Genomic DNA, 26999 nt, shown 5'->3' with positions numbered 1-26999 from the left:
TTCCCCTATTCCTTAATAGCTACGACTCGCAGTCGGCTTCTGTCCAGATACCATTGTCCATCCCGCATTAGTTGTGGCTGTACCTTCTTCTCAACAGTATCCATAATAACTTCCTGTTCTGCAAGCGAGATACCTGTAAATAAATACTCAGCGAAGCTATTCAACCACTTTCTGACACCTGGCTTGAACGGGGTAAATTGGTCAACGTGTTGAGCCAGACTAGTGCGGAATCCGCTCTGCTCCAGCAGACTCGCATATTCACCAATGGTCGGGTGATACCACGGATTCCGTCCTTCCCATTTGTATCCAAGGGCATCCAGTTCTTCCCGTACCGCTGTTATTAATATAGCGGTGTTGCCACTTGCAGCAAACTCAGCCACGAATCGTCCACCCGTCTTGAGCGCTAACTGTATTGATTGAACTACAGCTGAAGCATCAGGTATCCAATGCAGAGCCGCATGAGAGAATACAGCATCAAACGGTTCTTTTGTCCGATAATGACAAGCATTTGCTATTTGAATATTCATATCCGGGTATTTTTGTCTCGCTTGCCTAATTGTCTCCTCTGAAAAATCTATACCTGTTGGCAGTGCTCCCGCAGCTGCAATTTTGGCTGTCAGATCTCCATTGCCGCAACCTACATCAAGAATACGTTCACCTGGGGATGGCTGGAGCAAGGATACGACAGGTGTTTGCTGTAACGCTGTAAATGGAGTTGAATGACCACTCCACGATTCGTTCGTTTGACTGGATGAATGTCCGTTATTCATAGATTATAATCTCCTTCTCAATTAAGGATCTAATGTATCTATAATAACTTTAATATAATATAACTGTCAATTCACGTATTGCATCATTCAAAACAGTTCACACTCTCCTTGAATTTGTTCTGTAAAAGGATGTCGTCTCCACTTCTTCGGAAACGAGCTCAATGGGCTGCAAGCGGTATATCAATCATCTTAATTGATTGCCTGATCCTCTCATTACCCCTTTTGATTCTGTACGTTAAGCTTTATAATGTAGATAGGTTAATCCCGTGAGGAGGATACACATGACTGAAGTCGTATTTCAACAAAAACAGGAACTGAACGAGTTGATTGAACGCCATTCCCTTCTTAACGGTGCGATGGAAACGGCGATTCCTTCCCTGTATGTCTATCACCATACAAAGATTAGCGACCCGGTATACAGAGTATATAAACCTTCATTTTGCGTGATCGTTCAGCGGTTGAATACATCGTTCACCATTGGGAACGGCCATTTCGAATCGAAGATCTGGCTGAAACTTCCAGCATGAGCGTCTCTTCGTTCCATCGTCACTTCAAAGAGATCACGGCTATGAGCCCGTTACAATTCCAGAAACAATTAAGATTACAGGAAGCCCGGCGACTCCTGATGGCCGAATCTGCTGACGCGGCAGATGTTGCTTTCCGGGTTGGCTACGAGAGTGCCTCCCAATTTAGCAGGGAATATGCACGCATGTTCGGTGCACCTCCAAGAGCCGATATCCGACGACTGAAAGAGAAATATGATATCGTCTTGAGTGAGTAAACGAGTAAGTATTCTTTTATCTTCACAATTGGCATACCAAAAAGGACAACCACGACGGGGTTGCCCTTTTTTCAGTATCTATATTTGCAAAGTTAAACCAATGCTTCGACGCGCACCGGAACCTGGATCTCTTCATGCAATAATTGAGCAATGTCACGAGTCAGTGCATCCACATTCTCCTGTCGGGTTGCCCAGCTGGTACAAAAGCGTACCGCACTGTGTGTATCGTCAACCTTTTCCCAGAAGGAGAAGGTATAACCGCTCCGTAATTTCTCAAGCAAACGATCAGGCAGAATCGGAAACTGCTGGTTCGTTGGTGAATCGTACAGGAAGCGTACTCCCTGCTGTTCGAGTGAATCATGAATTCTCAAGGCCATATCTACGGCATGACGGGAAATATCGAGATACAGACCGTCTTCGAACAAGGTTTCGAATTGGATACCCAGCAATCTGCCTTTGGCAAGCAGGCCACCTTTTTGTTTGATCATATAACGAAAATCCGGTTTGAGTGCATCATTCAGGATAACGACTGCCTCTCCCATCAATGCCCCAATCTTGGTTCCACCGATGTAAAATACATCGCATAACCGCGCAAGATCAGCAAGTGTCATATCGCAATCTCGGGAAGCAAGTGCATATCCAAGGCGTGCCCCATCGACGAAAAATGGAAGATCACACGCTCTGCTAACTTCGTGCAATGTTTGCAGCTCTGCCTTGCTGTACATCGTTCCGTTCTCCGTTGGCTGAGATATGTAGACCATGCCTGGCTGTACACAATGTTCCGGTGATGATTCGTTCATATGCGCATCATAGACTGCCCTAACCTGCTCAGGCGTGATCTTTCCATCCTCGCTTGGAACCGTGAGAACCTTATGTCCCGTAGCTTCAATAGCCCCAGTCTCATGAACCGCAATGTGTCCGGAGGTCGCGGCAATTACACCTTGATATGGACGCAAAATAGACGCAATCACCGTTGTATTCGTCTGTGTACCGCCAACCAGGAAATGAACATCAGCCTGCTTATTGTCACAGGCCTGACGAATAAGCATTCTCGCACGTTCGCAGTGTTCATCCGTGCCATACCCACTCGTCTGTTCCATGTTGGTTTGCATCAGTCTTTGTAAAATGCGTTCATGCGCACCTTCGTTATAGTCACATTCAAATCGTATCATCGTGTTGTCTCTCCTGCCTTCTTGTTCAACTTCTCTTGTATGTTCATCATGGAGGTGTATACCTCTTGAATCTCTTCTTCATCCAGCTCTTGCATTAATTTCAGGATCTGTTGATCGGATCGATCATTCAATTGGGCAAACAGTTCCTCACCCTTGGCTGTCAGACGAATCAGACTGACCCGGCTATCGGCAGCAGAATCCACTTTCACCAGCAGCCCTTCCTTGGACAGCTTGTTCACGATTCGGCTCATGTAACTGCGATCAATGGTCAGAGTATCCACCAGATTGTTCGCAATGCTCTCTCCCCGAATTCCAATCTCAATAATGACCCGTACTTCCGCAAACGAATACCCTGTTCCGAGAATATGCTTGTCGAGTACACCAAGTATGTTGGTATAAAAACGGTTAAAACGTCGCATGTCAGCCAGAATATCTGAATTTATGTACTGAGAGTCGATGTCAAACCCTCCTTTTTAGTGGACATTGTCAACATTATAATAATCAGGTTAGTGGACGTTGTCAACATTATCTTTCCCTTAACATTGTATAACCTCATTTGTAATCCAAACTAAAAAGCCGCGCATATGCGCGGCAAGGTTTACTTGATCCAGATACTTAGTCGGCTACTTAAGTTGCTATATAAATTGAACTAAACATTTACACGAAACGGAGAGGACAGAAATAACCTGAAGAAGCGAAGCGTTCGCCTTTATCCACGGATTTCCCCTTTAGATAGAAGGAATAAAAAAATCTGGGGATAACAGCGATCGGAAGGTTGTTCTGTCATCGGAGTGGCCAGTGTAAATTCAATTTATATGGATTAAGAGTGACTATATTGCACCTGATGAAGACGGCTATATATTCCTCCAGCGGCGACCAATTCCTCATGGTTGCCCTGTTCAGCGATGCCATCTGTGTTCACCACGATGATTCGATCCGCATTCTTAATGGTCGTCAATCGGTGAGCAATGACAAGTGTTGTTCTACCTACCGACAATTCAGCAAGTGATTGCTGGATCAGTGCTTCCGTTTCCGTATCCAGAGCAGAGGTTGCCTCATCCAGAATAAGAATGGGTGGGTTTTTCAAGAACATACGAGCAATGGATAGCCGTTGCTTCTGTCCTCCGGATAGCTTGACTCCACGCTCGCCAATGACCGTATCCATGCCGTCCGGCAAAGTAAGAATTAATTCTTCCAATGAGGCACGTCGGGCGGCATCCCAGATTTGTTCGTCCGTTGCACGCAGGTCACCATAAGCAATATTCTCCTTAATGGTACCCGAGAACAAAAATACATCCTGTTGGACAATTCCGATATGTTTCCGCAACGATTGAAGCTTAACCTCCCGAATGTCCACACCATCTACAGTAATGCGTCCCTCTTCTACCTCATAGAATCGTGGCAGCAGACTGCAGATCGTCGTCTTGCCTGCACCCGAAGGTCCAACAAAAGCAACCGTTTCGCCCGGTCGAACGGACAGACTGATATCATTCAGAATACGCCGACTGGATTCATAACCGAACGAGACGTTCTCGAAGCGAATATCACCCTTCACACTTTCGAATTCAACGGCGTTTTTGCTATCAGCAATTTCAGGCTCCGTATCAATGATCTCCAGATAACGCTTGAAACCAGCGATGCCCTTCGGATAACTTTCAATGACAGCGTTAATTTTCTCAATTGGACGGAAGAAGATATTGGACAGCAGCAGGAAGGCCATAAAGTCACCCATATTGATTCTGCCATCGATATAAAACCAGGCCCCACTGATCATGACAAACACCGTAACCAGTCGCATCATCATATAACTGACCGAGATACTTTTCGCCATCGTTTTGTAGGCAAGCAGTTTGGTTTTACGGAAATTCTGATTGTCCACCGCAAAAAGTTCTTTCTCATGTTCCTCGTTGGCGAACGATTGCACAACACGCATGCCTCCGACGTTATCTTCAATGCGTGCATTGAAATTGCCGACGTCTCCGAAAAGTCGCCGATAGGTCTTTGTCATCCTCCCACCAAATACGATAATAACCCAAGCCATGATTGGAATAATAATAAAGGTAAGCAGTGCAAGCTCGAGATTAATGTTAGCCATCAGCCAGAACGAACCAATTAATGTCATTACTGCTATAAATACATCTTCAGGTCCATGGTGAGCAACCTCGCCGATGTCGTTCAGATCATTCGTAAGATGACCAATTAAGTGGCCCGTTTTGCGATTATCAAAGAACCGGAAGGACAGCTTTTGCAAGTGAGCGAACATCTTCTCACGCATGTTAGTCTCAATGTTAATGCCCAGCATATGCCCCCAGTATGTAACTACATAGTTCAATACAGTATTAAGTGCATAGATGGATAACAGCACAACACAGGCAAGCAGAATAAGAGGCCAATCCTGACCTGGCAACAATTCATTAATGAATTTGCTGACGGCAAGGGGGAAAGCCAGCTCCAGAAGACCAGCGAGTACAGCACATCCAAAATCAATCAAAAACAGTTTTTTATAAGGACGATAATACGAAAAAAAACGACGAATCATACTTATTCACTCTCACTCTCCTGATCCTTATTGGAACTTACATCTTCATTTTGCAGTTCGAAAAGATGGATATACTCGTCGATGACCTGATCAATGGCTTTCAACTCCCCACTGATCATCGGGCGAATATGTTCATACTCCTCCTGTCCAAGCTGTCTGGCAAGCGTTGTTCTTCGATTCTGCATCTGCTCCAGAAATACAAGAATCCGGCCGCGACGGAATGTTTGCGCACCATGGCCCCGTTTTCCCTGATGTTCACCATGTCCTCTGCCACGTCTTGAACGCTCACCACGTTGCTCATTGTCACTCATGTCACTTTTCGGACGCTCACCTTGACGTACACTTCCATCCGTTTCATTCATATCACGTTTCCTCATCTTTGCCACCTCCATTACGCGTATACATTTGTATACAACGAATTCATGTATACGATTGTATACGCGATAAAAAGAAGTGTCAACCTGAATTTTCCAATAAAGTAACTGCGCTTGTATGTTCATCATCTCTTCAACAAAAAAAAGCCGCGATTTCGCGGCTTTTTGTTCGTAACTATTCTTATTCATTCGACAATCATCATCTTTACATGCACCAAATTAATTATACTATTTCAATGAAATATCAAATTTGGAGCCAACCTCACCTGCAAATACAATGCGGCCGTTTTCTGGTAAGTCATGGCCGCACCAGCTATGAGTAGCAGCAGCGATTTGACGTATGAACCAACAAAGAAAATATTAGCGGAGAAAGCTAAGTTACTCACTGAGACGTATGGAATAACAAGTGTGCAATATACCCTTATCGATGGTGGAGAGATTGTGGTGTCCGGTCAGACAGGCAATCGTCCCATTCACATCATCTTCTGAATTTTAAATGTTTTGGTTGATTAGAAATCTTCTGGGTCTACAAATTTCACCTCTGGGTACTTGTCGCTCGGCCCCTGAATCAGATTTCCACCCGTTTCTTTCAGCTGCTTGTTAAAGAAATCGAGTACATATTGATTTACGATGTTTGATCCTCTTTTACCATTGATGTCTCCTGTTATCCCCGTCAGTTTAATCAACTCCGAGTAGAATTGAAGGTCCGTGAAATTGAAGTGTTCGGTTCCTTCTACATAAATCGCATTTCCCCCCTGATTGATCACATTTTTAATAATGTGTAGCTCATCTGAAAGAGATTTAGTTACTTCGTCATCCGAATTTCTATCCATTTCAAAATTGGCTAACCAGTCTTCAAAACTTCCCGATCGGATGAACATAAACGGCTTGTTTATATCATCTCTATTTTCCACTTCATATAGTGACCCATCCATATTAACCCCGGCCTTGATTCTATGATCTAAATAAGTTGCATTAAACGCGGTTGCACCCCCAAAAGAATGGCCCATCACGCCGATGTTATCTAAATCGATTTTTCCTTTAAACTGACTTTCAATTGCACCTGAATTCAGCTTTTCGATTTGATTGATTACAAACTCCACGTCTTGTGTCCATACATTCCCGATCTTTGTACGATCATCTAGTGTAGTCGTCTTTGCTGTATAATCTGTTACACGGCCATCCGGAAAAAGGGTAGCAAAGGTCCTATACGTATGGTCGATTGTGACCACGATATACCCATGACTGGCCAGATTCTCGGCCTGTGATGCATGTAGAACTCTACTGGTTCCCATACCATGAGATAGCAGTACCACGGGATAAGAACTTGCAGAAGGTAATATTTCTACATTTTCATAAGAGTTGGTTTGACTATACTTCCAGTAGTCGAGCACAAATTCAGGCAGTTTTAAAGAAGTAGAGAAGCTCTGAATATACTTTTTGAACATTTCTTTATCATTTGGAAAAAGAGTTTCACGCTTGTTGTTATTAATGTTTTCAGTAGGGTACCAGACTTGAACCATTAGCTCCCTCTTATCGCTTTGATCTTCAGTGAAGACTTCGTCTCTGTTCTGGTCCGTTAAATGAAATGTTTGAGTACCTACTTTCTCTGGACCATTAAGCTTCGGTAAATTAAAAACAGGTAAGTATACAGACAAGCCGGTAGAACCAACAAGTAGGATGACGATTAGGGAAGATAGACTATATTTCAACAGTTTCCCTATTTTTAGATTTATCGTCTTTTCGGAATGTCTGAGTAAAACAATAATTATGAATAGAGCAGTCATGATATATACCAAAAGCAACTGCCATCTGTATCCCTCAACTAACAATTGAACTACGAGTAAAACGCTACTTCCTATCCCCAAACCCAATCCCGTTTTCTTTGCACTTCTTTTGATAAACAATAGATCTACGAGTAAAGCGAAACAGGATAGAACTAAAAGTATTTCAAATAATCTCATATGAATTCCTCTCTCTCATCACGGATCATGAATGCTCTAACATCTTCAGCTATTTCTTTAAACAACGTATGGTGCAAGTAATGTTCGCCATCCATTGTGATTACTTTTCCATGTACCGAATCTTTGATCTGCCCTTCATGCAGCGGTATCCATCCTTCTACACCTTCATTATTGGCTTGTACAAAGAGAAGAAGTGGCAGGTGTCTTTAGGGAAGGTTAAACCTTGAGCACCTTTAAAATTGGAAGCAATATGGTCCATTTCATTTAACATCGTGGAACTATTTGAGTTTTTACTCGACAGCATTTTCATCTGCTCCACGGTATGTTCATCAAATGGGAGTCCCGTATAAGGATCATCACCAAATTTGACCACTAATCTTTGGAGACCTGATTTTTTGAGAAATCCGAACATTTTAGTAGGTAATTTGGCATCCATACCCGGTTGTCTTGAAACACTGCTATCAATTCCGACAAATGCCGTCACCTCATCCGGATATTTGTTCACATAATCAATGCCATAAATGCCTGCAATGGAGTGGCCCATCAGCATGTATTTGTTAATATCAAGTTGCTGTAGAGCTTCATGAACTTCACTTACGATGTTCTCTGTGGTTCGTTCTTTTTCAGTCTCATCACTCAATCCATAACCGAAAGGTTCAACTGCAACAACTTTGTAATATGGAGATAATTCGTCGATAAGTAGCTTAAAATCAAGCGCCGGTGCAGCTGTTCCATATCCCGGAAGAAGCACAATGGTTTCCTTGCCTTCACCTTGAATGAGCACATTCATATTTTTACCGTCTACAGATACGTGCTGACCATAGGACTCTATCTTCTTCGCTTCTGAATTACTACTGATCACATTGGTGATATAAACAATACCCAGAAATAGAATAATGGCGATTACGATGGCTCCTACTATTTTAAGTATCATGTTTCTCACTTTTTTGGCCTTTGATCTATTCTTTGTTTTCTTTTCCGCTGGCTGCGTCGTCAGTGTTATCTTCTCCTGTCTTGAACTGGTAGTTCGGTTATCTTCTTTGCTGCTAATGAAATCTTAACCAATGAAAATGTACTCCCCGTGACGTCAATATGAACTGAATATGAACAAGCCGATTCTTTAATATTTACTGCTGCGTCATAAATCCCCTGAATTTTTCAGCAATTTCTTTGGCATGGGAACGGTGCAAATAATGATTTGCTTTTACTCTGTACCTCTTTGTCTGCTTGTTGGGTCACATTCATCTGCTCCTATCCTCATCTGTATATTGGCCTAGCAGGCCGCTCATGCAATCCTAATCAACAAAGATGTACTCCCCATGACCTTAATATGAACGGAATATGAACAAGCAAAAAAATACCATGTGTAACATACAAGGAAACTTGCATGTTACACATGGTATGAAAATTGGGTTTAGATACTCCGATGGATATTCTATTCATTGGCCTATCCTGTGAGCCTAACTATCCGTTGGTGGATGGATGGGCAACGTGATAATAAAGGTCGTGCCTTGACCAGGATCGCTTTCCACTCGGATGTCACCCTGATGAAGGGACACGATCTGTTTAACGATAGCAAGTCCCATACCACTCCCGTCATATTTACGACTGTGGGAACGATCTGCCTTGAAAAAGCGCTCGAATACCCGCTTCTGGTCTTCAAGGGGAATACCAATGCCCGTGTCGGATATTCGGACACTCACATTGTTGCTATCCTCTTCGATACTGACTTTAATCATACCGCCATCCTTGGAAAACTTGATGCTATTTCCGATGATGTTTGTCCATACCTGATTTAACTGATCGTGATCAGCCGTTACCTTCACGTTCTCCAAATCAAGCTCGAAATGAATGTTGCGCGCAGACCATTGCGGCTGTAGCGCCACGATGACTCGCCGGATCTGTTCATCAAGGCTTAAGGTGTTAAGCCTTAGTTGCTGTGACTGCGATTCAAGCAAACTCAGCTTGAGCAGGCTATCGCTCATTTTGGACATTCGTTTTGCTTCAGAGATGATAATATCCAGGTAACGGTTTCGCTCTTGTTCTGTGAGGTTTACTTGCTTAAGTGCCGAAGCGTAACCGGATATCGAGGTGAGCGGAGACTGAACCTCATGCGAAACATTTGTAACGAATTCCCTGCGCATCTGCTCCAGTTGCTTCAGATCATGCATCATTTCTTCAAAGCTACGAGCCAACGTACCTATTTCAGTCGTTTGCTTGATGTTCAGCTTGACGTTGAAATCTCCAGCTGCAATCCTTTTGGTCGCTTTGGTTAATTTCTTGATTGGTCTCACCAGATATACAGAAGCAACCACAATCAACAAGCTTCCTGCAATCAACGAACAGCTTGCAAAGATTAAGCCCCACTTGATCACAAAAGAGGTTGAGGGCGGTGCGAGTGTTTCCAAAAACATCGCTTTGGTTCCCATCTCCGTTTTCAACGGTAACCCTAAGAACCCTGTAGCAATTCCACTCGTTGTTTGTTGAACGACGCCCCCATCTAATACTTTCTTTAGTTGCTCGCTCGTCACAGCAGCAGACTTATGTCCGTTAAGTTTCCCGTAAGTCTTGAACTGACCCGAAGCTTCATAAATTCGAATATGATAGGAGCTGAGCTGTTTCATTCCACTAACGTACAAGTCCGCTTCACGTACTGGCAGGGTCTTATAAATCTGCACAACGTCTTGGCCAAAATTACGCAAGTTAATTTGAGCGTTTTGGTTCAATTTGTCCTCAAATATCCAGGTAGACACAAAAAATGAAATGACCGTACCAGCGATGACAGACCCCAGAAAGGTCAGGACCACACGAATATATATGGATCGGATCATTCATGGACCTCAAGTCTGTATCCTAGCCCACGCACCGTTTCAATCCGAAAATCAGGTGTAGTCGCGAATCGTTCGCGTAGGCGCTTAATATGTACGTCTATTGTTCGATCATCTCCGGCGTAGTCAATTCCCCATATCTGATCAATTAATTGCTCACGTGTATAGACTTGTCCTGGTGTTCCAGCAAGCTTATACAGCAATTCGAACTCCTTAAGTGGTAACGTAAGCGACTCTGTACCTCTCATCACCTTATACGTCTGACGGTCCAGAATGACGTTGCCAAACTGGATTGTGTGTGTGGAGCCGATCTTGTATCGTTTCAGTAATGCTCGGACACGAGCGGTCAGCTCTAATGGATCAAACGGTTTGGTCAAATAATCATCCGTACCCAGTTCGAATCCTTTCACCTTCTCCCAAGTCTCTCCTCTCGCCGTCAGCATGAGTAACGGGAGGTCGGGATTGGCTCTTCGGAGTTCTTTGCACAGTGCCCAGCCGTCCATGACAGGCATCATAATATCAAGGACGACCAGATCCACTGGAGTTTCGCCATATATGGTGAGAGCTTCCTTACCGTCCGCAGCTTCCACTGTTGTGAATCCATCGTTTTTGAGAAATAGACAGACGAGTTCACGAATGTTCGCATCGTCGTCTGCAACGAGTATAGTAGCCATATGTTTTTTCTGTCCTCTCCGTTACGTTTAAATATATAGTTCAACTTGTATAGTAAATAGTAAAACATCTTGCTTATAGTATATCCACAGCAAACATCGTATGTTCTTTCAACGTTCCCTGGATTGGCACAGGCTGTGACCCATTCTCCTTGAAACCTGCTTTTTGAAGGACACGGATGGAACCTGTATTATCGGGCACAGCGCCAGCTTCGATTCGAGTAATTTCAGTTTCGTGTTTGGCAAATTCCAGTACACATTGCAGGGCTTCACTCATATATCCTTTTCCTTGATGCAGAGTATCCGTTACATAACCAACGATCCATTTTTGGGTAGAACCCAGTATGATCTCGAACAAAGAAATTTCACCAACGAGTTCATCCGTTGTATGTAGAAAAATACCAAAAGAATAGCGATTTCCTTCTTCTTTCTTCTTGTTCCAGCTCTCAATGAGTGACCTTTGCCCTTCCACGCTGTAGAAAGACTCCTCCCGATCACTTGCTGATATGTTCTCGATTTCCGCACGATTGCGAACCTGTAGATCCAGAAGCAATGAGGCATCATCCACATTCCAAAATCTCACATAGATACGTTCTGCACTATATTTCATCACATTATCCCTCCTCTATTAACGTTAGGTGCTACTGTAGCATGATTATATCAGGTCATTATAAGAGTACGAGCGAATCAACGAGAATTGTTTCGCCAGGAAATGAGGTGAATATGGCATATCATTACGCAACCAGGCAACAATGGTTCCAATCAGGGCCGAAGAACCATACCAGATTGCAATCTCCTTGTGAATGCCGGATTCTTCGAGTTCATCTTCCATCTCTACCCGATCAATTTTGGCTTTGACCAGCGTACTCAACAATTTAAGCAGTCGTTCGGTAAAAATCGGTGTGCGCTTTGTAGCAAGTACCACCTGATAGAACGAGGCGTTCTCTGCAAAATGCTCCAGTAACTTGACCAGAACAGGCCAAGCCTCTTCCGTTCTTTGTTTCTCAAAATGAGGGGCATATTCATCCACGATCCGTTCAATATGCTCGATCATCTCATCGGCCATCTTCTCCATCATATCCGTAATATCACGATAGTGCAGGTAGAAGGTTACCCGATTGATCGTCGCTCGTTCGGCAATTTTGTTCACTGACAACTTCTCAATATCCATTTCCTGCAGCAATTCAACAAATGCACCTCGAATTAACTGACGCGTTCGCAATATTCTTGGGTCCACGGCTGATTTCTTCTCGTCTTTCACGTGTATCCCTCCTTCAAATTTTAAACATTACAATTTTAAACGATAAGTCGTTTATTTTTGACTTACACAACAAATTCATTTCTTTTGTAAAATAAACGACGAAAACACGCCATAACGTAAATTGTAATCTGTCCGAATATGTATATAATTCAATAAATACAATGTAAACTATACAACACGTTGTAAATTTAGTCACGTGTGGATTGAAAGGATGAAAAGGATTGAGTCAAGCTAGAGTACAAGATGAATTATCCGTAAAGAAAGGCCCCATCCTGTTTATCATGATTTTGGGAGCCTTCCTTGCAACGTTGAATCAAACGATCATGAGTGTCGCTACACCGGAGCTGATGGGTGATTTTAACATCTCCGCAGCCACAGCACAATGGTTAACAACAGGTTACATGCTGGTGAACGGGGTGCTGATCCCCATTACGGCCTACTTCATGCAACGCTTTTCAACCAAGCAATTATTCCAAGCTTCAATGTTTATTTTCCTGATTGGTACCATCGTATCCGCTCTTGCAACCAACTTTGGTACATTGCTGACAGGACGCATGATTCAAGCTGCGGGAGCCGGTATTATCATGCCGCTCTTGATGCACGTTATTTTGACCTTGTTTGCTCCTGAAAAACGAGGATCTGCCATGGGTATGGTTGGTTTTGCCATCATTTTCGCCCCTGCAATCGGGCCTACCCTTGCCGGTTATATTCTGGAGAACTACTCTTGGCAAACGATGTTCTACGGCATGATTCCATTAACCCTTATTGTCATTGCCTTTGCGTTTGTATACCTGAAGAATGTATCCGAACGGGTCAACACAAAGTTCGATACGATCAGTGTGGTGCTGTCCACTATCGGATTTGGCGCATTACTGTATGGTTTCAGCAGAGCAGGAAGTCTGGGATGGTCAAGTGCAGAAGTTCTTATCTGTATCACTGCAGGAATTGTTTCCCTTGCCCTGTTTACATGGCGTCAGCTCGTTTCGGAGACTCCCCTGCTTGATCTGCGGGCTTTCAAGTACAACATGTTCTCCCTGACCACGGTCATTAGTATCGCGATCACAATGATCATGTATGCTGACATGATGCTGCTTCCCCTGTATCTCCAGAACGCACGTGGTTACACTGCACTGGAGTCCGGATTATTACTACTGCCGGGTGCCCTTGTCATGGGCTTCCTGATGCCTGTAGCCGGAAAATTGTTTGACCGATTTGGAGCAAAATGGCTCGCTGTTATCGGAATGGTGATCACCATCGTGACAACAATTGGTTTCATCGACTTAACGGATTCAACCAGTTATGGTTACCTGGTATTAATGTCAACCGGACGCCGAATTGGTATGGCTTTGCTCATGATGCCGATTCAAACTGCGGGTCTTAACCAATTGCCACCAAGACTCGGTGCACACGGTACAGCCATCTCCAACACCGTCAGACAAGTGGCTGGCGCTGTAGGTACTTCATTGCTCGTGAGTGTCATGACCTCCCGTACAACGGCACATGTACAGGATATGGTAGCTACGGGTGCAGCCAATGGACTCAGTCAACAACAGCTCGCTACAGAATCCATGATCCAGGGTATCAATGATGCTTATGTCGTGATCATCGGTATCGCGGTTGTGGGATTGGTTCTTTCCTTCTTTATCAAACGTACCAAACAAGCGAAAGAGGAAGAATTCAAACAGGTTGTAAGACAAAAAGTTTCCATGAATTCGAATTAATTAAATCGTTCAGCCTCATACTTGCATACCAAAGCGGCAGATCAAGACGTTCACGTCTGATCTGCCGCTTTTTTTGGATTGTTATACTATGAACCTTTCCCTCTACCCAACGATCTTCACTGGCAGATGGGTCAACGACTGCCCCGGAGCTGAAGTGGCCAGATTATTCTCCAGATCAAATGAATCCACTGGTTCAATCCGCGCAATTCTCTCCACAAATGCCGTCAAAGCAATGCTGAGTTCCATTCTTGCCAACGGGGCACCCAGACAAAAGTGTGGGCCAATGCCAAAGGTAAGGTGTTTTTTGTTATTACGACGATGAATGTTTAGCTCAAACGGGGCTTCAAACATCTGTTCGTCCATATTGGCTGCACTCATCCAGGAGATGACAACATCACCTTTTTTCAAATCCACTCCGAGCAATTGGTTATCCTTCTTCACTGTCCGATGCCGCTTGGCATTATGGAACCGATAACGAAGCATTTCTTCCACTGCAAGCGGAACCCATTCGGGATTCTGTCTTAGTTGATCATACAAGCTTGGGTCATCGTACAGAAAAGAATAGAACGTATTTGAAACCATATGGCTGGTTGTCTCAATTCCGGCTCCGAGCAAAAGCATCGTCGTTCGAACAACTTCATCATCCGTGAACTTCTCACCCTCCACATCGACGGTCAACAGATCCGTAATGATGTCCTCACCAGGATGGGTCCGTTTATGTACCACAATGGGGTACAGGAATTGATAATACTCTTGAGCTGCAGTCTGCTTTTTCAGTTCACTCTCCTCAGCAGTCTTCGGATTGGTTGGTTGAAACAGAATATCTACCCAGTTCTTGAAGCGATGGCTGTCTGTGAGAGGGATGCCGAGCAGGTCTGCCATAACCATTGAAGGTAGCGGAGCAGCTAATGCTTGTACAATATCAATGGTCGTATTCGGCTCAATATCTGCTACCAGCTGCTGCGCAATGTTGCGAATTCGTGGCTCCCAGTTTTTCAGACTACGTGGTGTAAAAGCAGCCGATAACAACGAACGACTTTTTTGATGACGGGGAGGATCGATACTTGATAGGTTTAATTTGTCCGGAGGTGTGCCTTCATTGTTCTTCGCTCCAACGGCAATGGTCGTCCGGGTTCCTTCGGCTGAAAAATATTCATGATTGCTCAGGACCTGCTTCACATCATCGTATCTGAACACATTCCAGGTGTCTGTATCTTCGTGATAGTACACAGGATGCTCGGACAGCATTTTTCGAAACCAGTGAAGTGGGAAAAACTCTTCAGATCTGGACTGAAACCCCGTGATGTCCTCAACGCGTATCACTTCTTTATACATTTGGAATCCACCTCTCAGAATAATTTCATGATTGGTTCGTGTTTACATGGGTACCTGAATTGACAGTTCAGCACCTGATTCCATTTTATACCACCCGTTCATTTATTGATATAATCTATTTGAACTAAATCAGAAAAACCCCTTAAATATAAGAGGTTTTCGCTTTATACGTATCGTATATTATTTTTGCTGGCATTTCAGAGAGATAGCGATATGAACCGATCAATCGCCTAGTTTCGCCAATGCTTCCTGTAGCTGATCCAACTGTGCAGACAGGATTTCAATCAGGTTCTGCGTTTGGCTTGCCTTCTCCATTAAGACTTGTTCGTCCGAACCGTCTTTGGATGTATTCCCAATTGGTGATGACTTCAATTCCGCCAATTCGCGTTTGTATGTTTCTTGTTTCTCCAAAGCTATGCGCAGTTTTTCTTTCGTCGTACCGATCTGATGCTCCAGATATATGATATCGGACGAGTTCGCTCCATCGGATAAACGTTGTGAATATGTCATGGCTCACCTCTTTCAATTTCATCCATTGCTTTGCCAACAGTATAGGGCTCAATATCGATATCCAGCTCCATGCCAAGAGCCAATTTGGCCAGTTGACTCCCGATAAAAGGACCCATGGTCAATCCAGAGGCTCCAAGTCCATTCGCGGTAATCAGACCTTGCCAGCCTGGGACAGCCCCCATGACTGGCAGAAAGCCAGGTGTGAACGGACGGAATCCAACTCTTACTTCCTGGAATGTGCTATTCGCTAGCCCTGGTGCCAGTTCCAGACCTTTATTCAAAACTTCCTGCATGCCCCCTGCAGTTACTCTTGTATCATAACCTTCCACATCATTTTCATGAGTGGCACCAATCACAATCTTCTGTTGATCAAAAGCCAGCAGATATTGGTCAGAAGGTGGCATGATCACAGGCCAGCGACCTGTATCCTCCCCATCCGTGACATGTAGATGCATAATTTGTGCCTTTTGATAATGCACTTTAAAGTGTATGCCGAGTGGCTTCAGCAGTTCGTTGGCCCATGCACCTGCACAGACAACGACTTCATCTGCCAGGAAACTCTGATCATTAACACTCACACCTATGACCCGATCCGCTTCGAATTGAAGCGTGGCGTCTCCATGGATCACTTCCGCTCCATTTCGCTGTGCAGACCGGATCAAGGCATCGCGCAATGCCCTTCCATCTATACGTGCAGCACCGCTGATATGTACCGATTGATAGCGTTCATCAAGTAGAGGAAATCGGTCACGGGTTTCTTTTTCATCCAGAGGTGTAATGTCGCCGATCTCCGGTGCATCTACTTTGCGAAGGTGGGCCCGCTCTTCCATCTTGTTGATTTTGTCCATATCCGTATGAATACTGAGCGCACCTACTTGAGCATAACCGGTTTCCGTTTCTCCTTCACCTTCAAGCTCCGCTATGATTCCAGGATAGAACCGCGCACCTGCCTTGGCAAGCTGATACCAATCCTGATTGCGTCGCTGTGACAGCCATGGACAGATGATCCCGGCAGCTGCATCCGTCGCCTGCCCTATATCTTTTCGATCTATGATGATTAGCTCTGCGCCCCGTTTGGCTAATTGATAGGCTGTTGATGCCCCCAGAATACCTGATCCGACTACGATGACTTTCTTCATGTTTTGCATTCCTTTCCTTAATCACTCATTCGTTATAGCGTATACCGTTTCGCATGAAGTTGGCAAGGCAGGCGCACCTTTAGATTCATTAACAGAGAATGATCGGGCCACGATTCATACTCATCCTTCCAATAAAGAATTGTTGGAGCATTAATTGAAAACGTTTTATTATTGCTTGTCAATCAATTAAAATAATTCCATTTATGTAATATAATTCTTTCTAGGTTTCTTTTAACGCTGTAACCACGCCACTTACGTACATGATCCTTTAACGAAAAGAGGAATAACACGACAATGCCGAAACCTAGCATGGGGAATCCGCCGGATACCGATATGCCGCTCATGATTACAGGGCAAAACCAGTTGACCGTTGATGAATTGATGAATTGGAGCGACCATTCACGGGATTACAGCATTGTACAGTGCATCGGAGGAACAGGGCGAATCGCAGCAAAGAATCATGAGTTTTCGATCAAAAAAGGAACCGCTCTCATTTTGTTCCCGGAGGTAACGTACCGTTACCACAATCTGAGTGATTCATTACGATTTGATTGTCTGTCTTTCAATGGCTATTTATTGCCGCGTTTCTTGCATTCCTTGCAGATCGGGGAGCTGCGCGCCTTCAAGCCGGATGGAATGCTTCATATCCTGTTGCATGAAATTACGTTGGCGCTGCAGTCCCGGCACAAGGATCAGATCTGGCACGTATCTGCGTTACTGTACATGCTTTTGGTGAGATTAACCATTGAAGGTGAACGCTATAGTGCTTACGAACGTTCTGATGCCCGATTAAGATTGGATGAACTCATTACTTTTATCAAACAAAATTATCATCAGGATATCTCTCTCCCCATGTTGGCCGAGCAGATGGACGTTACCGAGCAGCACCTCAATCGGATATTCAAAAAAGAATTTCAAATGACTCCATTGGAGTATCTGACGCGATATCGGTTATTGAAAGCCAAGGAAATGCTCATTGAAAATGATGCCACCACGGCTCATGAAATAGCCAAAGCAGTTGGTTTCAACAGTGCTAGTTACTTTGGATCGGTGTTCAAAAAATACGAAGGGATCTCCCCTATCGAGCTACGCAAGCAATATCTGGATTAAAGAACCTCCACATTGATCTCGGCCAGCGAGGATAACCGCAGTTCATGCATGGCAAATTCCAGACCTCGCGTTACCTCGTTCGGCACGATGATACAACGAATACCTGCCGCATTGGCTGCCTTCAGTCCGTTAGGCGAGTCTTCGAACACAATCGCCTCGGAAGCCTCGATTCCAAGACTTTGGAGAGCAAGAAGGTACAGTTCAGGATCAGGTTTGACTCGCTTCACATCCTCAGAAGTATGAACGACTGTGAAATAGTCGAAAATGCCTAACTTCTGCAAGTAACCATGTACCCAGTCTCGGGTGGAACTGGAAGCAACCGCAAGCTGAATCCCCTTTTCCCTGGCAGATTGAAGCAGTTCATATACCCCTGGAAGAATGGTAGCTTGTCCCAAATAAGCTTCGTATTTCTGTTCAGAGAGCAGTTTGATATGATCATGATCTATCTTTTTTTGGAGCGCCTGCTCCAGATATAGAAACGGATGAAACTCCTCAAAGGATGTCCCCACATTTTTCGACCACAGCTCCAGACCCAGTTCGAGTCCATGCTCTTCATATATATCGCGAAACGCATAGTACCAAGGCGTCTCCGTATCCACAATGAGTCCATCAAAATCAAATATAAATGCTTTTACCATGAATCTATTCTCCCTCCAATGGTTGGCCGGGGGAGCGGATTAGAAGCGTGCGGTCAAGTCCGGATGAGTAACGTTCACAGATAAAAAGTGACACGTACAGCCCGTTCCAGTCGGCGATTGAACAACTAATCCAGCTCGAAGTTCCCCTTTTATTGGCATGCCGAAATATCGAATTAGTCTCCACTCTTCCCCATCGGGTGAATAAAAGAATGATATGCAGTCCTCCACTTTGCGTATACGCAGATAGGGATTAGGTACGGAGACTTCAACCGAATTGCAATCATCCGATGAACCATCACGTGTCACCACCGACACGATGGTAGGCGCTTTTCCATCATATTCAAAACAAATTTTGCACCAGTTACGATCATCTGCCATCACCATCAGACAACCGGAATCATATTGATTTTTCATATCCACAGTTAACTGGGTTGTGATCTCGAAGTCGCCAGGCACAGGCATGGACAGGAATGGTGCTGTTGCACGAATGTGCTTCCCTGCTGGATCTTGGAAAAAGTCCGTATCCGCCTGTGCTTCCACAATTACACCTCCCTGATCCGTATAGGACCAGGTCTCTGGCTCGTTCATCCAGCTCCATTGCTTCCGTGCTTCTGTTGTCATTACGTTAGTCATTTGTTAGCAGCCTCCCAAGTAAGTTATTTTCTAGAGGTTGTTCAAAAAGTCCGCTACCGTTCTTTTTGAACTCGCACTTTTAGTTTTTTTCTGTACTACATATTCGATTCATATACATAAAACCCCTTCTTCTACATATTTTTGTAAGGTTCTAGCACTTGGGAGTGCTTTTGCGGATCAGGCAGGAAAAACATGATGACCATCAGTACGACGTATAGACCAAGAATGACACTGAACAACAGCGTTGGGTTGTAATGGTAGAGCAAACCCGTCAGATAACCCGATGGAATCGCTGTTAGCGTCATGACTGTCTGCACGGCGGAGAACATGTCGGCTTTTTCATGCGTACCCAATCGGTTCATCAGCAGAGAATCCCGGTACGTCTGCAAAATGAAGTTACCCGCAGCGAGCACGATTAGCGTGAGAAACAACATTCCTATATTCCCTACAGGAATCAATAGAAACAGGATGGCCCCAGCCGTACTAAGCACGATGGAAAAACCAACATACTTTTCTTCCGAACGCCGTTTCAGACGTGGAATGATGACCAAATAGAGCAGCATGACGGTTACTGCGGTCACAACCGGAATAAACGAAATGACGCGGTCATCAAACTTCAACTGTTCCTTGAAGAAAATGACCTGAAAGAAATTCAGCTGCAAGATCAGATTGGACAATACCGTAATCAAAATGATCGGAAAAAGTCTCCGTTTGTAGAACGACTTGCCGAATAGGCGCAGACTGGAACCCAAACTCTGAAGCACCCGGGTTTTACTATGCAATCCCATAAGTTCCTTGCCAACTTCAGTCTCATCCGTGTATCGGTTACGAATGAAGAACATAGCAGTCATGAGGATGCCCCCGACAAAGTAAATGCTCGCCAGTGTTGGCACAATACCAAAATCAGCAATGACCACCCCGGCAATCGGCGTGAGTACCCCGGCTCCTGTAATGATCATGTTGAGAATGGCAAACACCTTGGATCGTTTGTGTTCCTCCACATCCTCTATGATCAGACAGTTAAAGGCGACCGTTACAAACTTCGATGTTGCGTTCAGCAAGTAGGCGATTAGAAACAGCCAGAAGTTCTGGGAGAAGGCCCAGATGAACATGGGAACACTCCAGGCAAGCAGATCAAAGATCAGCGTTGTTCGTTTCCGTCCCAGCTTATTCGTAATGGAACCCGCAAACAATTGAAAGATAAAGGCAAAATAAAGATTCACCGAATTGATTAAACCGATTTCAATGTCCGAAAGTCCGGCTTCCTTCATATATAAAGGAGCGTAGAAGAGAACGATCGTGCCCGGAATGGCCCATACCGGTTCGAGTAAAATGGAGTAGCGTGGATTCTTCGGCAAATCTTGAAGCAATTTCAATCGATATCCCTTCCTTCTGCGGTTTTTACCGCTGCGAATTCCAACTTCTCGCAGCGGCAAACCCGCTAATGTCTACATGCTTATAGGATAAGAGCTGTTTTGACCGAATTCATCGGCAATTTCTCTCCAGTACGCAGATCATAACCAATCGTTCCATTAAAGGCCTGTTCATAATCACTCAGCAGTTCCTTGGCTGTCACCATCTGTTCCAGTTCCGGAATACTTTGGGCAAATTTCAGTGCCGTACTGATCATCGAGTGATTAGCAACTGCACCGATGATACTAATGCCATCATTAATCACGGCTGTTGATTTGAACGTCACCTCATAGCTGTCGTCATATCCCATAGGAATAATTTTACCGCCTTTGGCAATCATCTCAAATCCCACATGAAGCTGGTTACCTACCGCGTCCACCACAATATCAAACTTTTTGTTATTGTTGATCTCATATACTTTATCCAGTGTCAGATCCTGAGGATAAAACACATGATCCGCGATCTCTGAAGCGAACTCTTTGCGGTATGGATCAACTTCCGTACCTACAGTAAGCCTTGCCAATCGTTTGCTCACAAGCTGACACAGGGAACCAATTGCACCAGAACCGAGGACGAGTACAGAGTCACTTGGCTTAGTCCCTGCTTTCATGAACGTCTGAAGTACACATCCCAGTGGTTCGATCATCATGGCCGTTTCCCAACTCATGGAATCCGGGATGGCATAGATATACTTTTCGTCCCCAACAAAATATTCGGCAAAGGTTCCGTGCGTCGTCATTCCTACTTGATAGTCATCAAAATTCTCGCAGTAGATGAACAGACCTTCGCGGCAATAAGAGCAGGTACCGCAAGATTGCGTGGGATCAACCAATACCCGATCGCCGATCTTGAAACCACGAACTTCATCGCCCACCTCAACGACGGTGCCCACACCTTCATGACCAATGATCGTCCCTTTATTTGCAGGCACTTTGCCTTTGACAATATTCAGATCTGTACCGCAGATACCTGAACCATAGATTTTAATTTTTACCTGGTTTGGCTTTTGAATGGTTGGCTCCTCAATCTCCTGGTAAGTCACCTGTTTGAGATCCTGATATACGAGTGCTTTCATTGAATAATTCCTCCTAGTCGAATGTCGATTATGATCTATGGATTAAGCTTCAAACGTTTTCGAAAGTTGCATCGAATGAAGATGTTCCTGCTTCTGAATCTCTTTCCAGTCTGACAGGATCTGCAACAAAGCTTCCTCCACCCACAGTAATTCTTCCCGTGTATGGGCATCGGAGAAAATAAAGTAACCCTTGGTGAAAATGCCGAAGTGAGCCATTCTCTTCACCATGAACTCGCGGAAAGGATCTGTTTGGAAGTTGTCTTCAGCCAAGGATTGAATGCAGAAGCTTGCATACGTCCCCTTCACTTCCAATTGATCCGTCAATCCGAGTAACACAAGTTCAGATTCCAGACGATCCATGATCCGGGTTGCCGGATCACGCCAAGTCGGCCATACTTTCGCATTTTTCATTAATCGTTCACAGGCAATGGCTGCCGCGAGCGCTGTCGTTTCGCTGGAATGGGCATTACTGAATCTGACCTGTCCTGACAAAGACATCAAGTGCTCCGGCCCCATAACCGCTGCGAGCGGTAAACCGTTGGCCATACCTTTAGAGATACAGAGCAGATCAGGCCAGATGTCATATTCTCCTGCTGTAGCCTGCTTGCCCATCCGAATACCGGACGTTACCTCATCGAATATGATAATGATGTCCAGGGACCGGCACAGGGTTACCACTTCCCCCAGCGCTTCCTTTTTCCACTCATTGGGACATAGAACTATACATGCGATATCCTCGGGAGATGAGGTAATCTGGGCCTCAATTCGCTCTGCTGTGGGCTTGTTCACCCAGATCGTTGAACGCTCGATATCTACCGGGATGCCACGTTCTTTCGTCTGGCCACCATAATAACCATAGGCAGACCAATCGTGCCACCCGTGATAAGCTGTTGCAATAACCTTGCTTTTCCCACTTACAGCGCGGGCTAGACGTACAGCCCCACTCACTGCATCGGCACCACTTTTGGTGAAGCGCAGTGACGGATAGCGCCCCTCGAACCGCTCCAGAATCAACTCTGCACATTCAAGTTCGATGTCGGCCGGAATCGAAAAGCTTGTCCCTTTTTTCAACTGGTGAATGACGGTGAGTTGGACTTCATGCCTGGCATGGCCCCACGGTGCCGTACCCATGGCCATTTCGCAATCCAGCCATTCATTGCCGTCGATATCTGTAAATCGGGACTTGTAAGCCTCTGCACAACACACGGGGGTATGCCCCGGAAATAAACGTTCAGGTGCTTTGGCTAAAGTGCTGCATCCGCTCGGAATTACCTTTTCGACTTGTTCCAACCACTCCAGATTACGGGTAAATCGTACGGCACGATCGAGCGTGCTCTCTTTTTCGTTCACCTTAAGTACCTCCCTGTTTATTTTCGTTGTGAGTGAATTACCGAACTTTGGTTCCAGGCCAGCATCCATCGTATATGCGATCCATCGTGATCACATTGCCATACAGGTCAATGATCAGATCCTTGGCTCGATGAGCATGTCTCATCTCAATCCAGTAGCGGTTCTCCAGCAAACGGGCGAAATTGTCCACCAAAAACAGTAACCGGTTCTCACTATGAATCAGTTCCTTGCCCAGTACCTGTGGCAGCCAGATGGCTCCATTGGAATTAAAGCGGTTTGAATAGTCCCGTACTTCGACTACATTTGCAAATTCGGCTTCCTCCAGCTTGGTCCAGAATGTATCGGCATCACTTCGAACCTCGGCAAGGTCAATCCCGACAATCGGCAGATGCTGGTATTCCTCTTGGCTTTCTAGCTGTGCTTTCAGATGACTGAAAACGAATGGCCACACATCAGCTTCGATTTGACCGCCCCACTTTTTCCAGAAGCGTGCCAGATTGTTCTTCCGGTTGAAGTTGCGGTGAATGCCGCTGCTGCGTTCCCAGTGATAGGCTTGAATATTCGGATTAATGACTGTATCGTATCCGGCAGCTCGTGCCCGCATCTGATAATCAAAGTCCTCGTATCCGTTAAAGAACTTCTCATCGAGGTTGCCGATGGTCTCGTAAACCTCCCGCTTCATGCCAAACATGGCGAACACCACCAGTTGAACAGAGAAGGTTTCTTTCGGGATATCATCAGGGGATGCGTTCAGGAACAGGTGTCGGCCGATGGTGTCCGCAAAAGCAATGCCGCAGTGCTGCACGCCTCCTGTTTGCGGATACAACAGAACGCCTCCAATCATGCCAATCGTAATGTCGCTGTCCAGTGTCTCTTTCATCATCGGTTGCCAGTTCGGTTGAAGAATGGTGTCGGAATCCAGGAAGAAAATGTACTCTCCCTTGGCAAGACTGAGTGCGCTATTAATCGACACGGCGCAACCGAGTGGAAAATCATGCTGAAGAATCTCGATGGTCACACCTTCTCTTACTTCTTGCTTCAGTTTATCCAGATGTTGAAAGACTGCTGAGCCGGAACCATCGTTGATGAAAATAATCTGAGTGGATGGGCTTACCGTCCGGAGCAACGAATCTGTGAACAGGTTCAAAATGTTATAGTCCTGGTTGACTGGCACAATAATGGTGTAAAGCATGGAATCCCTCCTGATTGGGTTGATGGAATGAGTACATAAGCTGATTCGAACTGCACAATTGCTGGTCGTTCTGTCCGGCCCCCTCGTTTGAATATTTTGTCTTTATTTGGTAATGATTTGAATCTACTAGAAATTTATATCATTTTTTGTAAACTTGAAATCTTAAATTCTGAACGCTGTTAATATTTGAATATGTGAGAAAATCAAGTCTTTGCAGCTTGCGCACGGAGAAATGCTGTTGTAAACGCAAAAAAACACCCTCAAAGAGTCTGTGTATCTAACGATACAGTCGACTTTTTTGGGGGTGCTTTCGTAGTAAAAATCTATTATCTTTCGTTGGATGGGCCTTGACCTAACGCTGCTTAAACCCATGATAAAACGTGTCTACCACAAGCGCAGGGGCTGCTTTTCTCGCGATATGACCACTTACAACCTGCTGCCACGTCAGGAACATGATGGAATACAAAACATCTACAATCCAGGTTTTATCCAGATCGGAGCGAAAATAACCTTTCTGTTGTAACAGACCGACCGCATGCAGTACAGGTTCTCTCAGTTTCAGATCTGCTCCCTCAATCTCGGGATTATAGTTAATGGTGGTGTCATGAGCCAGAAAATAAATTTTGTCGCCTAATGGAATAAGCGCTTCAATCAGCTCGGGTATGTACTTTTCACAGTGCTCCTCATCCAGTTGGATTTCTTTCATGGTCTCACTGACCACTTCGATTGCGCGTAATCCCAGATGAATCATGAGCTGTTCGCGGCTTTCCACATATCGATGTAACGTAGCGATCCCGATTTTTGCAGATTCTGCAATTTCATTCATGGAAGCATTCGGTTTTTCAATCAGCAATTTGGTGGCCTCGTCCAGAATGGAATGTAGCCTGGTTTGTTTGATTGTTGTCATTTCTTTTCTCATAGGTATTACACCTCTTGGCGAATTAGTCTACAATTGATCTGATCATCCATCATATGATTGGATGAGATTATAAAATTATAGCATACATTCTCACGATATCGCATTCTGAACGTAACAAACCACCTTTTATATTCGTGCTGTAAAGCTTAAAAGCCGCCATTCGGCGGCTCTTGACATCGTTATCTTTTATCTCAGTCCAATTGCAGTCTGGAAAAATCCAACTTTCGAAGTATCGATTTAAACAGGCTCTCATCAATCCCCTGCGTGTTTGATATGCCTGATAAGCGAAGCTTGCCGCCATGAGACACCTTACGGAACATAGGCATCCTCTACCTCAACTTTTCGTTCATTCCCCATCGTAATGTATCTTACGTTAATCATATTTCCTTTCTGGAAATGGGGAATATGTGTGATCGGGATATAAGTCTCTACAATTGTTGGAAAGGTGCGGCCGTCAACTTGGGTTACAGTCAAGTCCAGTCGCACACCTGGCCTTCCATCCATACTGGATGATGTCTGTATAATATCATGGACTATTGCTTCTGCTGGAATTCCGTCCATCAGAATGCTCTTGCGAAGGTGCTGTTTCTCTTTAGTGTTACGTAGCAGTTTAAATACCATAATCATAGTGATCGTGCCTGTTATAAGCCCAAAGACAATAACAGCAACAATAATAATTAATGCGGTCGTCATGATGACCTCCTTTTAGTGAAACTTATGTTAACTACTTCTTGTTTAGATCTCTTATTCCTGCAAGTTTTGTTAATCGTAAAGTCTCCATATCAAAAAAACCGCCTTAAAGGCGGCTTCTTGCTGTGTATGTTCAACTTAGTCTACTTTCGCACCATACGAGCGTACAAACAGAACGGCTTGTTCGCGATCCAAACGTACACCTTTGATATCCAATGATTTCAGATCGATTCCCTCCAAGTTAGCCCCTCTAAGATCGGCCCCTTGCAGCTTGGCTCTGCTTAATACAACTCTGGTAAGATCACAGTCTCTCAAATCCGCTTTGGTGAAATCCGTGTCCGTAAAGTCAGCTTCAAAGAAACGAATTCCTCGCAGATCCTGTTTCCCCAAACGTGTATGTCTCAGATTCGTGTAAGACCAATCGCCCTGACTCAGGGTAATGCCATCCATTTGCGCACCCGAGAAGTCTGAGCCTGTCATCTTGCAGGAGCTGAATTTGGAAGCAAATAGATTCGCACCACCAAAGGAGCAGTTTTCAAAAGCCGATTCGGTATGAATCGAACCATTCATGGAAGCCCCTTTGAAGTCACACTCGATGAAACGACAGTTACTTGTCTCGATTTCCTCCATAGAAGCGTTCATGAATGTACATTGTTTGAAAACACAGCTTATGAGTTCTCCGTATCGCAGATCACGGCCCTCAAAATGTACTGCTTCATATTCCTGATCCTTATATTGATACACTGGTTACACCCCACATTGTATATTTCTCCGTTTTTCTTCATTAAAAGAACTTTTTATACTATACCACACTCCTGTCAAGTACCTGCTTAAACACCCACAAAAGTCAAGTTACTTTTTTTATGAGAAAAATCTGAAATCTAAAAAAAAGACGCATAAAGCGTCCCTCCAGC

General features: G+C 44.6%; 26 protein-coding genes and 2 pseudogenes. 5 read left to right on the top strand and 23 right to left on the bottom strand.

Annotation, left to right across the window (positions count from 1 at the left end):
* Nucleotides 1–5 precede the first annotated feature (5 nt).
* Nucleotides 6–770, bottom strand: coding sequence for a class I SAM-dependent methyltransferase (locus AC1S8V_RS13945; protein ID WP_482074086.1), 765 nt, complete (start codon nucleotides 768–770; stop codon nucleotides 6–8).
* 281 nt (nucleotides 771–1051) lie between these two features.
* Between AC1S8V_RS13945 and AC1S8V_RS13940 the strand changes: the two genes are divergently transcribed.
* Together AC1S8V_RS13940 and AC1S8V_RS13935 are read left to right on the top strand one after the other, a co-directional pair.
* On the top strand, nucleotides 1052–1297 hold the full coding sequence (locus tag AC1S8V_RS13940; protein ID WP_482074085.1) for a hypothetical protein: 246 nt from the start codon (nucleotides 1052–1054) through the stop codon (nucleotides 1295–1297).
* Nucleotides 1255–1551, top strand: a pseudogene (locus AC1S8V_RS13935) (helix-turn-helix domain-containing protein); the annotation flags it as partial. The gene AC1S8V_RS13940 and the pseudogene AC1S8V_RS13935, both read left to right, overlap by 43 nt.
* Before the next feature lie 92 nt (nucleotides 1552–1643).
* Here the strand turns inward: AC1S8V_RS13935 and AC1S8V_RS13930 are convergent.
* The 4 genes from AC1S8V_RS13930 to AC1S8V_RS13915 form a co-directional block, all read right to left on the bottom strand.
* The gene (locus AC1S8V_RS13930; protein WP_482074084.1) at nucleotides 1644–2723 is read right to left on the bottom strand and encodes a threonine aldolase family protein; all 1080 of its coding nucleotides are present in this window, start codon (nucleotides 2721–2723) and stop codon (nucleotides 1644–1646) included.
* Nucleotides 2720–3142 carry a MarR family winged helix-turn-helix transcriptional regulator gene (locus AC1S8V_RS13925; RefSeq protein ID WP_482074083.1) on the bottom strand — a complete coding sequence of 141 codons (423 nt, stop codon included), beginning with the start codon at nucleotides 3140–3142 and terminating at the stop codon, nucleotides 2720–2722. The genes AC1S8V_RS13930 and AC1S8V_RS13925 overlap by 4 nt, the downstream gene beginning before the upstream one ends.
* Before the next feature lie 401 nt (nucleotides 3143–3543).
* Nucleotides 3544–5262 carry an ABC transporter ATP-binding protein gene (locus AC1S8V_RS13920; RefSeq protein WP_482074082.1) on the bottom strand — a complete coding sequence of 573 codons (1719 nt, stop codon included), beginning with the start codon at nucleotides 5260–5262 and terminating at the stop codon, nucleotides 3544–3546.
* A 2-nt stretch (nucleotides 5263–5264) separates the two neighbouring features.
* Complete coding sequence (locus AC1S8V_RS13915; protein ID WP_482074081.1) at nucleotides 5265–5639, bottom strand: hypothetical protein; 375 nt, start codon at nucleotides 5637–5639, stop codon at nucleotides 5265–5267.
* A gap of 297 nt (nucleotides 5640–5936) precedes the next feature.
* On the opposite strand from AC1S8V_RS13915, the gene AC1S8V_RS13910 reads away from it, so the two are divergent.
* Complete coding sequence (locus AC1S8V_RS13910; RefSeq protein WP_482074080.1) at nucleotides 5937–6125, top strand: hypothetical protein; 189 nt, start codon at nucleotides 5937–5939, stop codon at nucleotides 6123–6125.
* Nucleotides 6126–6145: 20 nt separating this feature from the next.
* On the opposite strand, the gene AC1S8V_RS13905 is transcribed toward AC1S8V_RS13910, so the two are convergent.
* The 6 genes and pseudogenes from AC1S8V_RS13905 to AC1S8V_RS13880 all read right to left on the bottom strand — a co-directional run bounded on the left by AC1S8V_RS13905 (nucleotide 6146) and on the right by AC1S8V_RS13880 (nucleotide 12360).
* Nucleotides 6146–7600 (bottom strand): alpha/beta hydrolase family protein, encoded by a 1455-nt coding sequence (locus AC1S8V_RS13905; protein ID WP_482074079.1) that lies wholly within the window; start codon nucleotides 7598–7600, stop codon nucleotides 6146–6148.
* Nucleotides 7597–8534: pseudogene (locus AC1S8V_RS13900) on the bottom strand (alpha/beta hydrolase). Before AC1S8V_RS13900 ends, AC1S8V_RS13905 begins: the two are co-directional and overlap by 4 nt.
* A gap of 526 nt (nucleotides 8535–9060) precedes the next feature.
* On the bottom strand, nucleotides 9061–10431 hold the full coding sequence (locus AC1S8V_RS13895; protein ID WP_482074078.1) for a sensor histidine kinase: 1371 nt from the start codon (nucleotides 10429–10431) through the stop codon (nucleotides 9061–9063).
* On the bottom strand, nucleotides 10428–11102 hold the full coding sequence (locus AC1S8V_RS13890) for a response regulator transcription factor (RefSeq protein ID WP_339187595.1): 675 nt from the start codon (nucleotides 11100–11102) through the stop codon (nucleotides 10428–10430). The genes AC1S8V_RS13895 and AC1S8V_RS13890 overlap by 4 nt, the downstream gene beginning before the upstream one ends.
* A 73-nt stretch (nucleotides 11103–11175) precedes the next feature.
* Complete coding sequence (locus tag AC1S8V_RS13885; RefSeq protein ID WP_482074077.1) at nucleotides 11176–11709, bottom strand: GNAT family N-acetyltransferase; 534 nt, start codon at nucleotides 11707–11709, stop codon at nucleotides 11176–11178.
* A 45-nt stretch (nucleotides 11710–11754) separates the two neighbouring features.
* Nucleotides 11755–12360 carry a TetR/AcrR family transcriptional regulator gene (locus AC1S8V_RS13880; protein WP_062834267.1) on the bottom strand — a complete coding sequence of 202 codons (606 nt, stop codon included), beginning with the start codon at nucleotides 12358–12360 and terminating at the stop codon, nucleotides 11755–11757.
* 281 nt (nucleotides 12361–12641) lie between these two features.
* On the opposite strand from AC1S8V_RS13880, the gene AC1S8V_RS13875 reads away from it, so the two are divergent.
* On the top strand, nucleotides 12642–14081 hold the full coding sequence (locus AC1S8V_RS13875; RefSeq protein ID WP_482074479.1) for a DHA2 family efflux MFS transporter permease subunit: 1440 nt from the start codon (nucleotides 12642–12644) through the stop codon (nucleotides 14079–14081).
* A 102-nt stretch (nucleotides 14082–14183) separates the two neighbouring features.
* Here AC1S8V_RS13875 and AC1S8V_RS13870 read toward each other — a convergent pair whose 3' ends face one another.
* The 3 genes from AC1S8V_RS13870 to AC1S8V_RS13860 form a co-directional block, all read right to left on the bottom strand.
* A complete protein-coding gene (locus tag AC1S8V_RS13870) occupies nucleotides 14184–15416 on the bottom strand; it encodes a cytochrome P450 (RefSeq protein ID WP_482074076.1) in 1233 nt (410 codons plus the stop codon).
* A 222-nt stretch (nucleotides 15417–15638) separates the two neighbouring features.
* On the bottom strand, nucleotides 15639–15926 hold the full coding sequence (locus tag AC1S8V_RS13865) for a hypothetical protein (protein ID WP_482074075.1): 288 nt from the start codon (nucleotides 15924–15926) through the stop codon (nucleotides 15639–15641).
* Nucleotides 15923–17065, bottom strand: a complete 1143-nt coding sequence (locus AC1S8V_RS13860; RefSeq protein WP_482074074.1) for an NAD(P)/FAD-dependent oxidoreductase — start codon at nucleotides 17063–17065, stop codon at nucleotides 15923–15925. Before AC1S8V_RS13860 ends, AC1S8V_RS13865 begins: the two co-directional genes overlap by 4 nt.
* 294 nt (nucleotides 17066–17359) lie before the next feature.
* Here AC1S8V_RS13860 and AC1S8V_RS13855 point away from each other — a divergent pair, with 294 nt between their 5' ends.
* A complete protein-coding gene (locus AC1S8V_RS13855) occupies nucleotides 17360–18175 on the top strand; it encodes an AraC family transcriptional regulator (RefSeq protein WP_482074073.1) in 816 nt (271 codons plus the stop codon).
* Here the strand turns inward: AC1S8V_RS13855 and AC1S8V_RS13850 are convergent.
* The 9 genes from AC1S8V_RS13850 to AC1S8V_RS13810 form a co-directional block, all read right to left on the bottom strand.
* On the bottom strand, nucleotides 18172–18813 hold the full coding sequence (locus AC1S8V_RS13850; RefSeq protein ID WP_482074072.1) for an HAD family hydrolase: 642 nt from the start codon (nucleotides 18811–18813) through the stop codon (nucleotides 18172–18174). The two genes, AC1S8V_RS13855 and AC1S8V_RS13850, sit on opposite strands and share 4 nt — an antisense overlap.
* 39 nt (nucleotides 18814–18852) lie before the next feature.
* Nucleotides 18853–19446, bottom strand: a complete 594-nt coding sequence (locus AC1S8V_RS13845; RefSeq protein ID WP_482074071.1) for a DUF1349 domain-containing protein — start codon at nucleotides 19444–19446, stop codon at nucleotides 18853–18855.
* 131 nt (nucleotides 19447–19577) lie between these two features.
* A complete protein-coding gene (locus AC1S8V_RS13840; RefSeq protein ID WP_133384656.1) occupies nucleotides 19578–20822 on the bottom strand; it encodes an MFS transporter in 1245 nt (414 codons plus the stop codon).
* A gap of 80 nt (nucleotides 20823–20902) precedes the next feature.
* Nucleotides 20903–21934 carry a zinc-dependent alcohol dehydrogenase gene (locus AC1S8V_RS13835; RefSeq protein ID WP_482074070.1) on the bottom strand — a complete coding sequence of 344 codons (1032 nt, stop codon included), beginning with the start codon at nucleotides 21932–21934 and terminating at the stop codon, nucleotides 20903–20905.
* A gap of 42 nt (nucleotides 21935–21976) precedes the next feature.
* Complete coding sequence (locus AC1S8V_RS13830) at nucleotides 21977–23284, bottom strand: aminotransferase class III-fold pyridoxal phosphate-dependent enzyme (RefSeq protein ID WP_482074069.1); 1308 nt, start codon at nucleotides 23282–23284, stop codon at nucleotides 21977–21979.
* Between the two features lie 37 nt (nucleotides 23285–23321).
* Nucleotides 23322–24476 carry a glycosyltransferase family 2 protein gene (locus AC1S8V_RS13825; protein WP_482074068.1) on the bottom strand — a complete coding sequence of 385 codons (1155 nt, stop codon included), beginning with the start codon at nucleotides 24474–24476 and terminating at the stop codon, nucleotides 23322–23324.
* Between the two features lie 352 nt (nucleotides 24477–24828).
* Nucleotides 24829–25395, bottom strand: a complete 567-nt coding sequence (locus AC1S8V_RS13820; RefSeq protein WP_482074067.1) for a TetR/AcrR family transcriptional regulator — start codon at nucleotides 25393–25395, stop codon at nucleotides 24829–24831.
* A gap of 309 nt (nucleotides 25396–25704) precedes the next feature.
* On the bottom strand, nucleotides 25705–26088 hold the full coding sequence (locus AC1S8V_RS13815; RefSeq protein WP_482074066.1) for a hypothetical protein: 384 nt from the start codon (nucleotides 26086–26088) through the stop codon (nucleotides 25705–25707).
* 135 nt (nucleotides 26089–26223) lie between these two features.
* Nucleotides 26224–26829 (bottom strand): pentapeptide repeat-containing protein, encoded by a 606-nt coding sequence (locus AC1S8V_RS13810; RefSeq protein WP_482074065.1) that lies wholly within the window; start codon nucleotides 26827–26829, stop codon nucleotides 26224–26226.
* Nucleotides 26830–26999 lie beyond the last annotated feature (170 nt).

The sequence above is a fragment of the Paenibacillus sp. B46(2026) genome (genome assembly GCF_056786355.1).
This window is presented reverse-complemented; position numbering and strand designations above follow the sequence as displayed.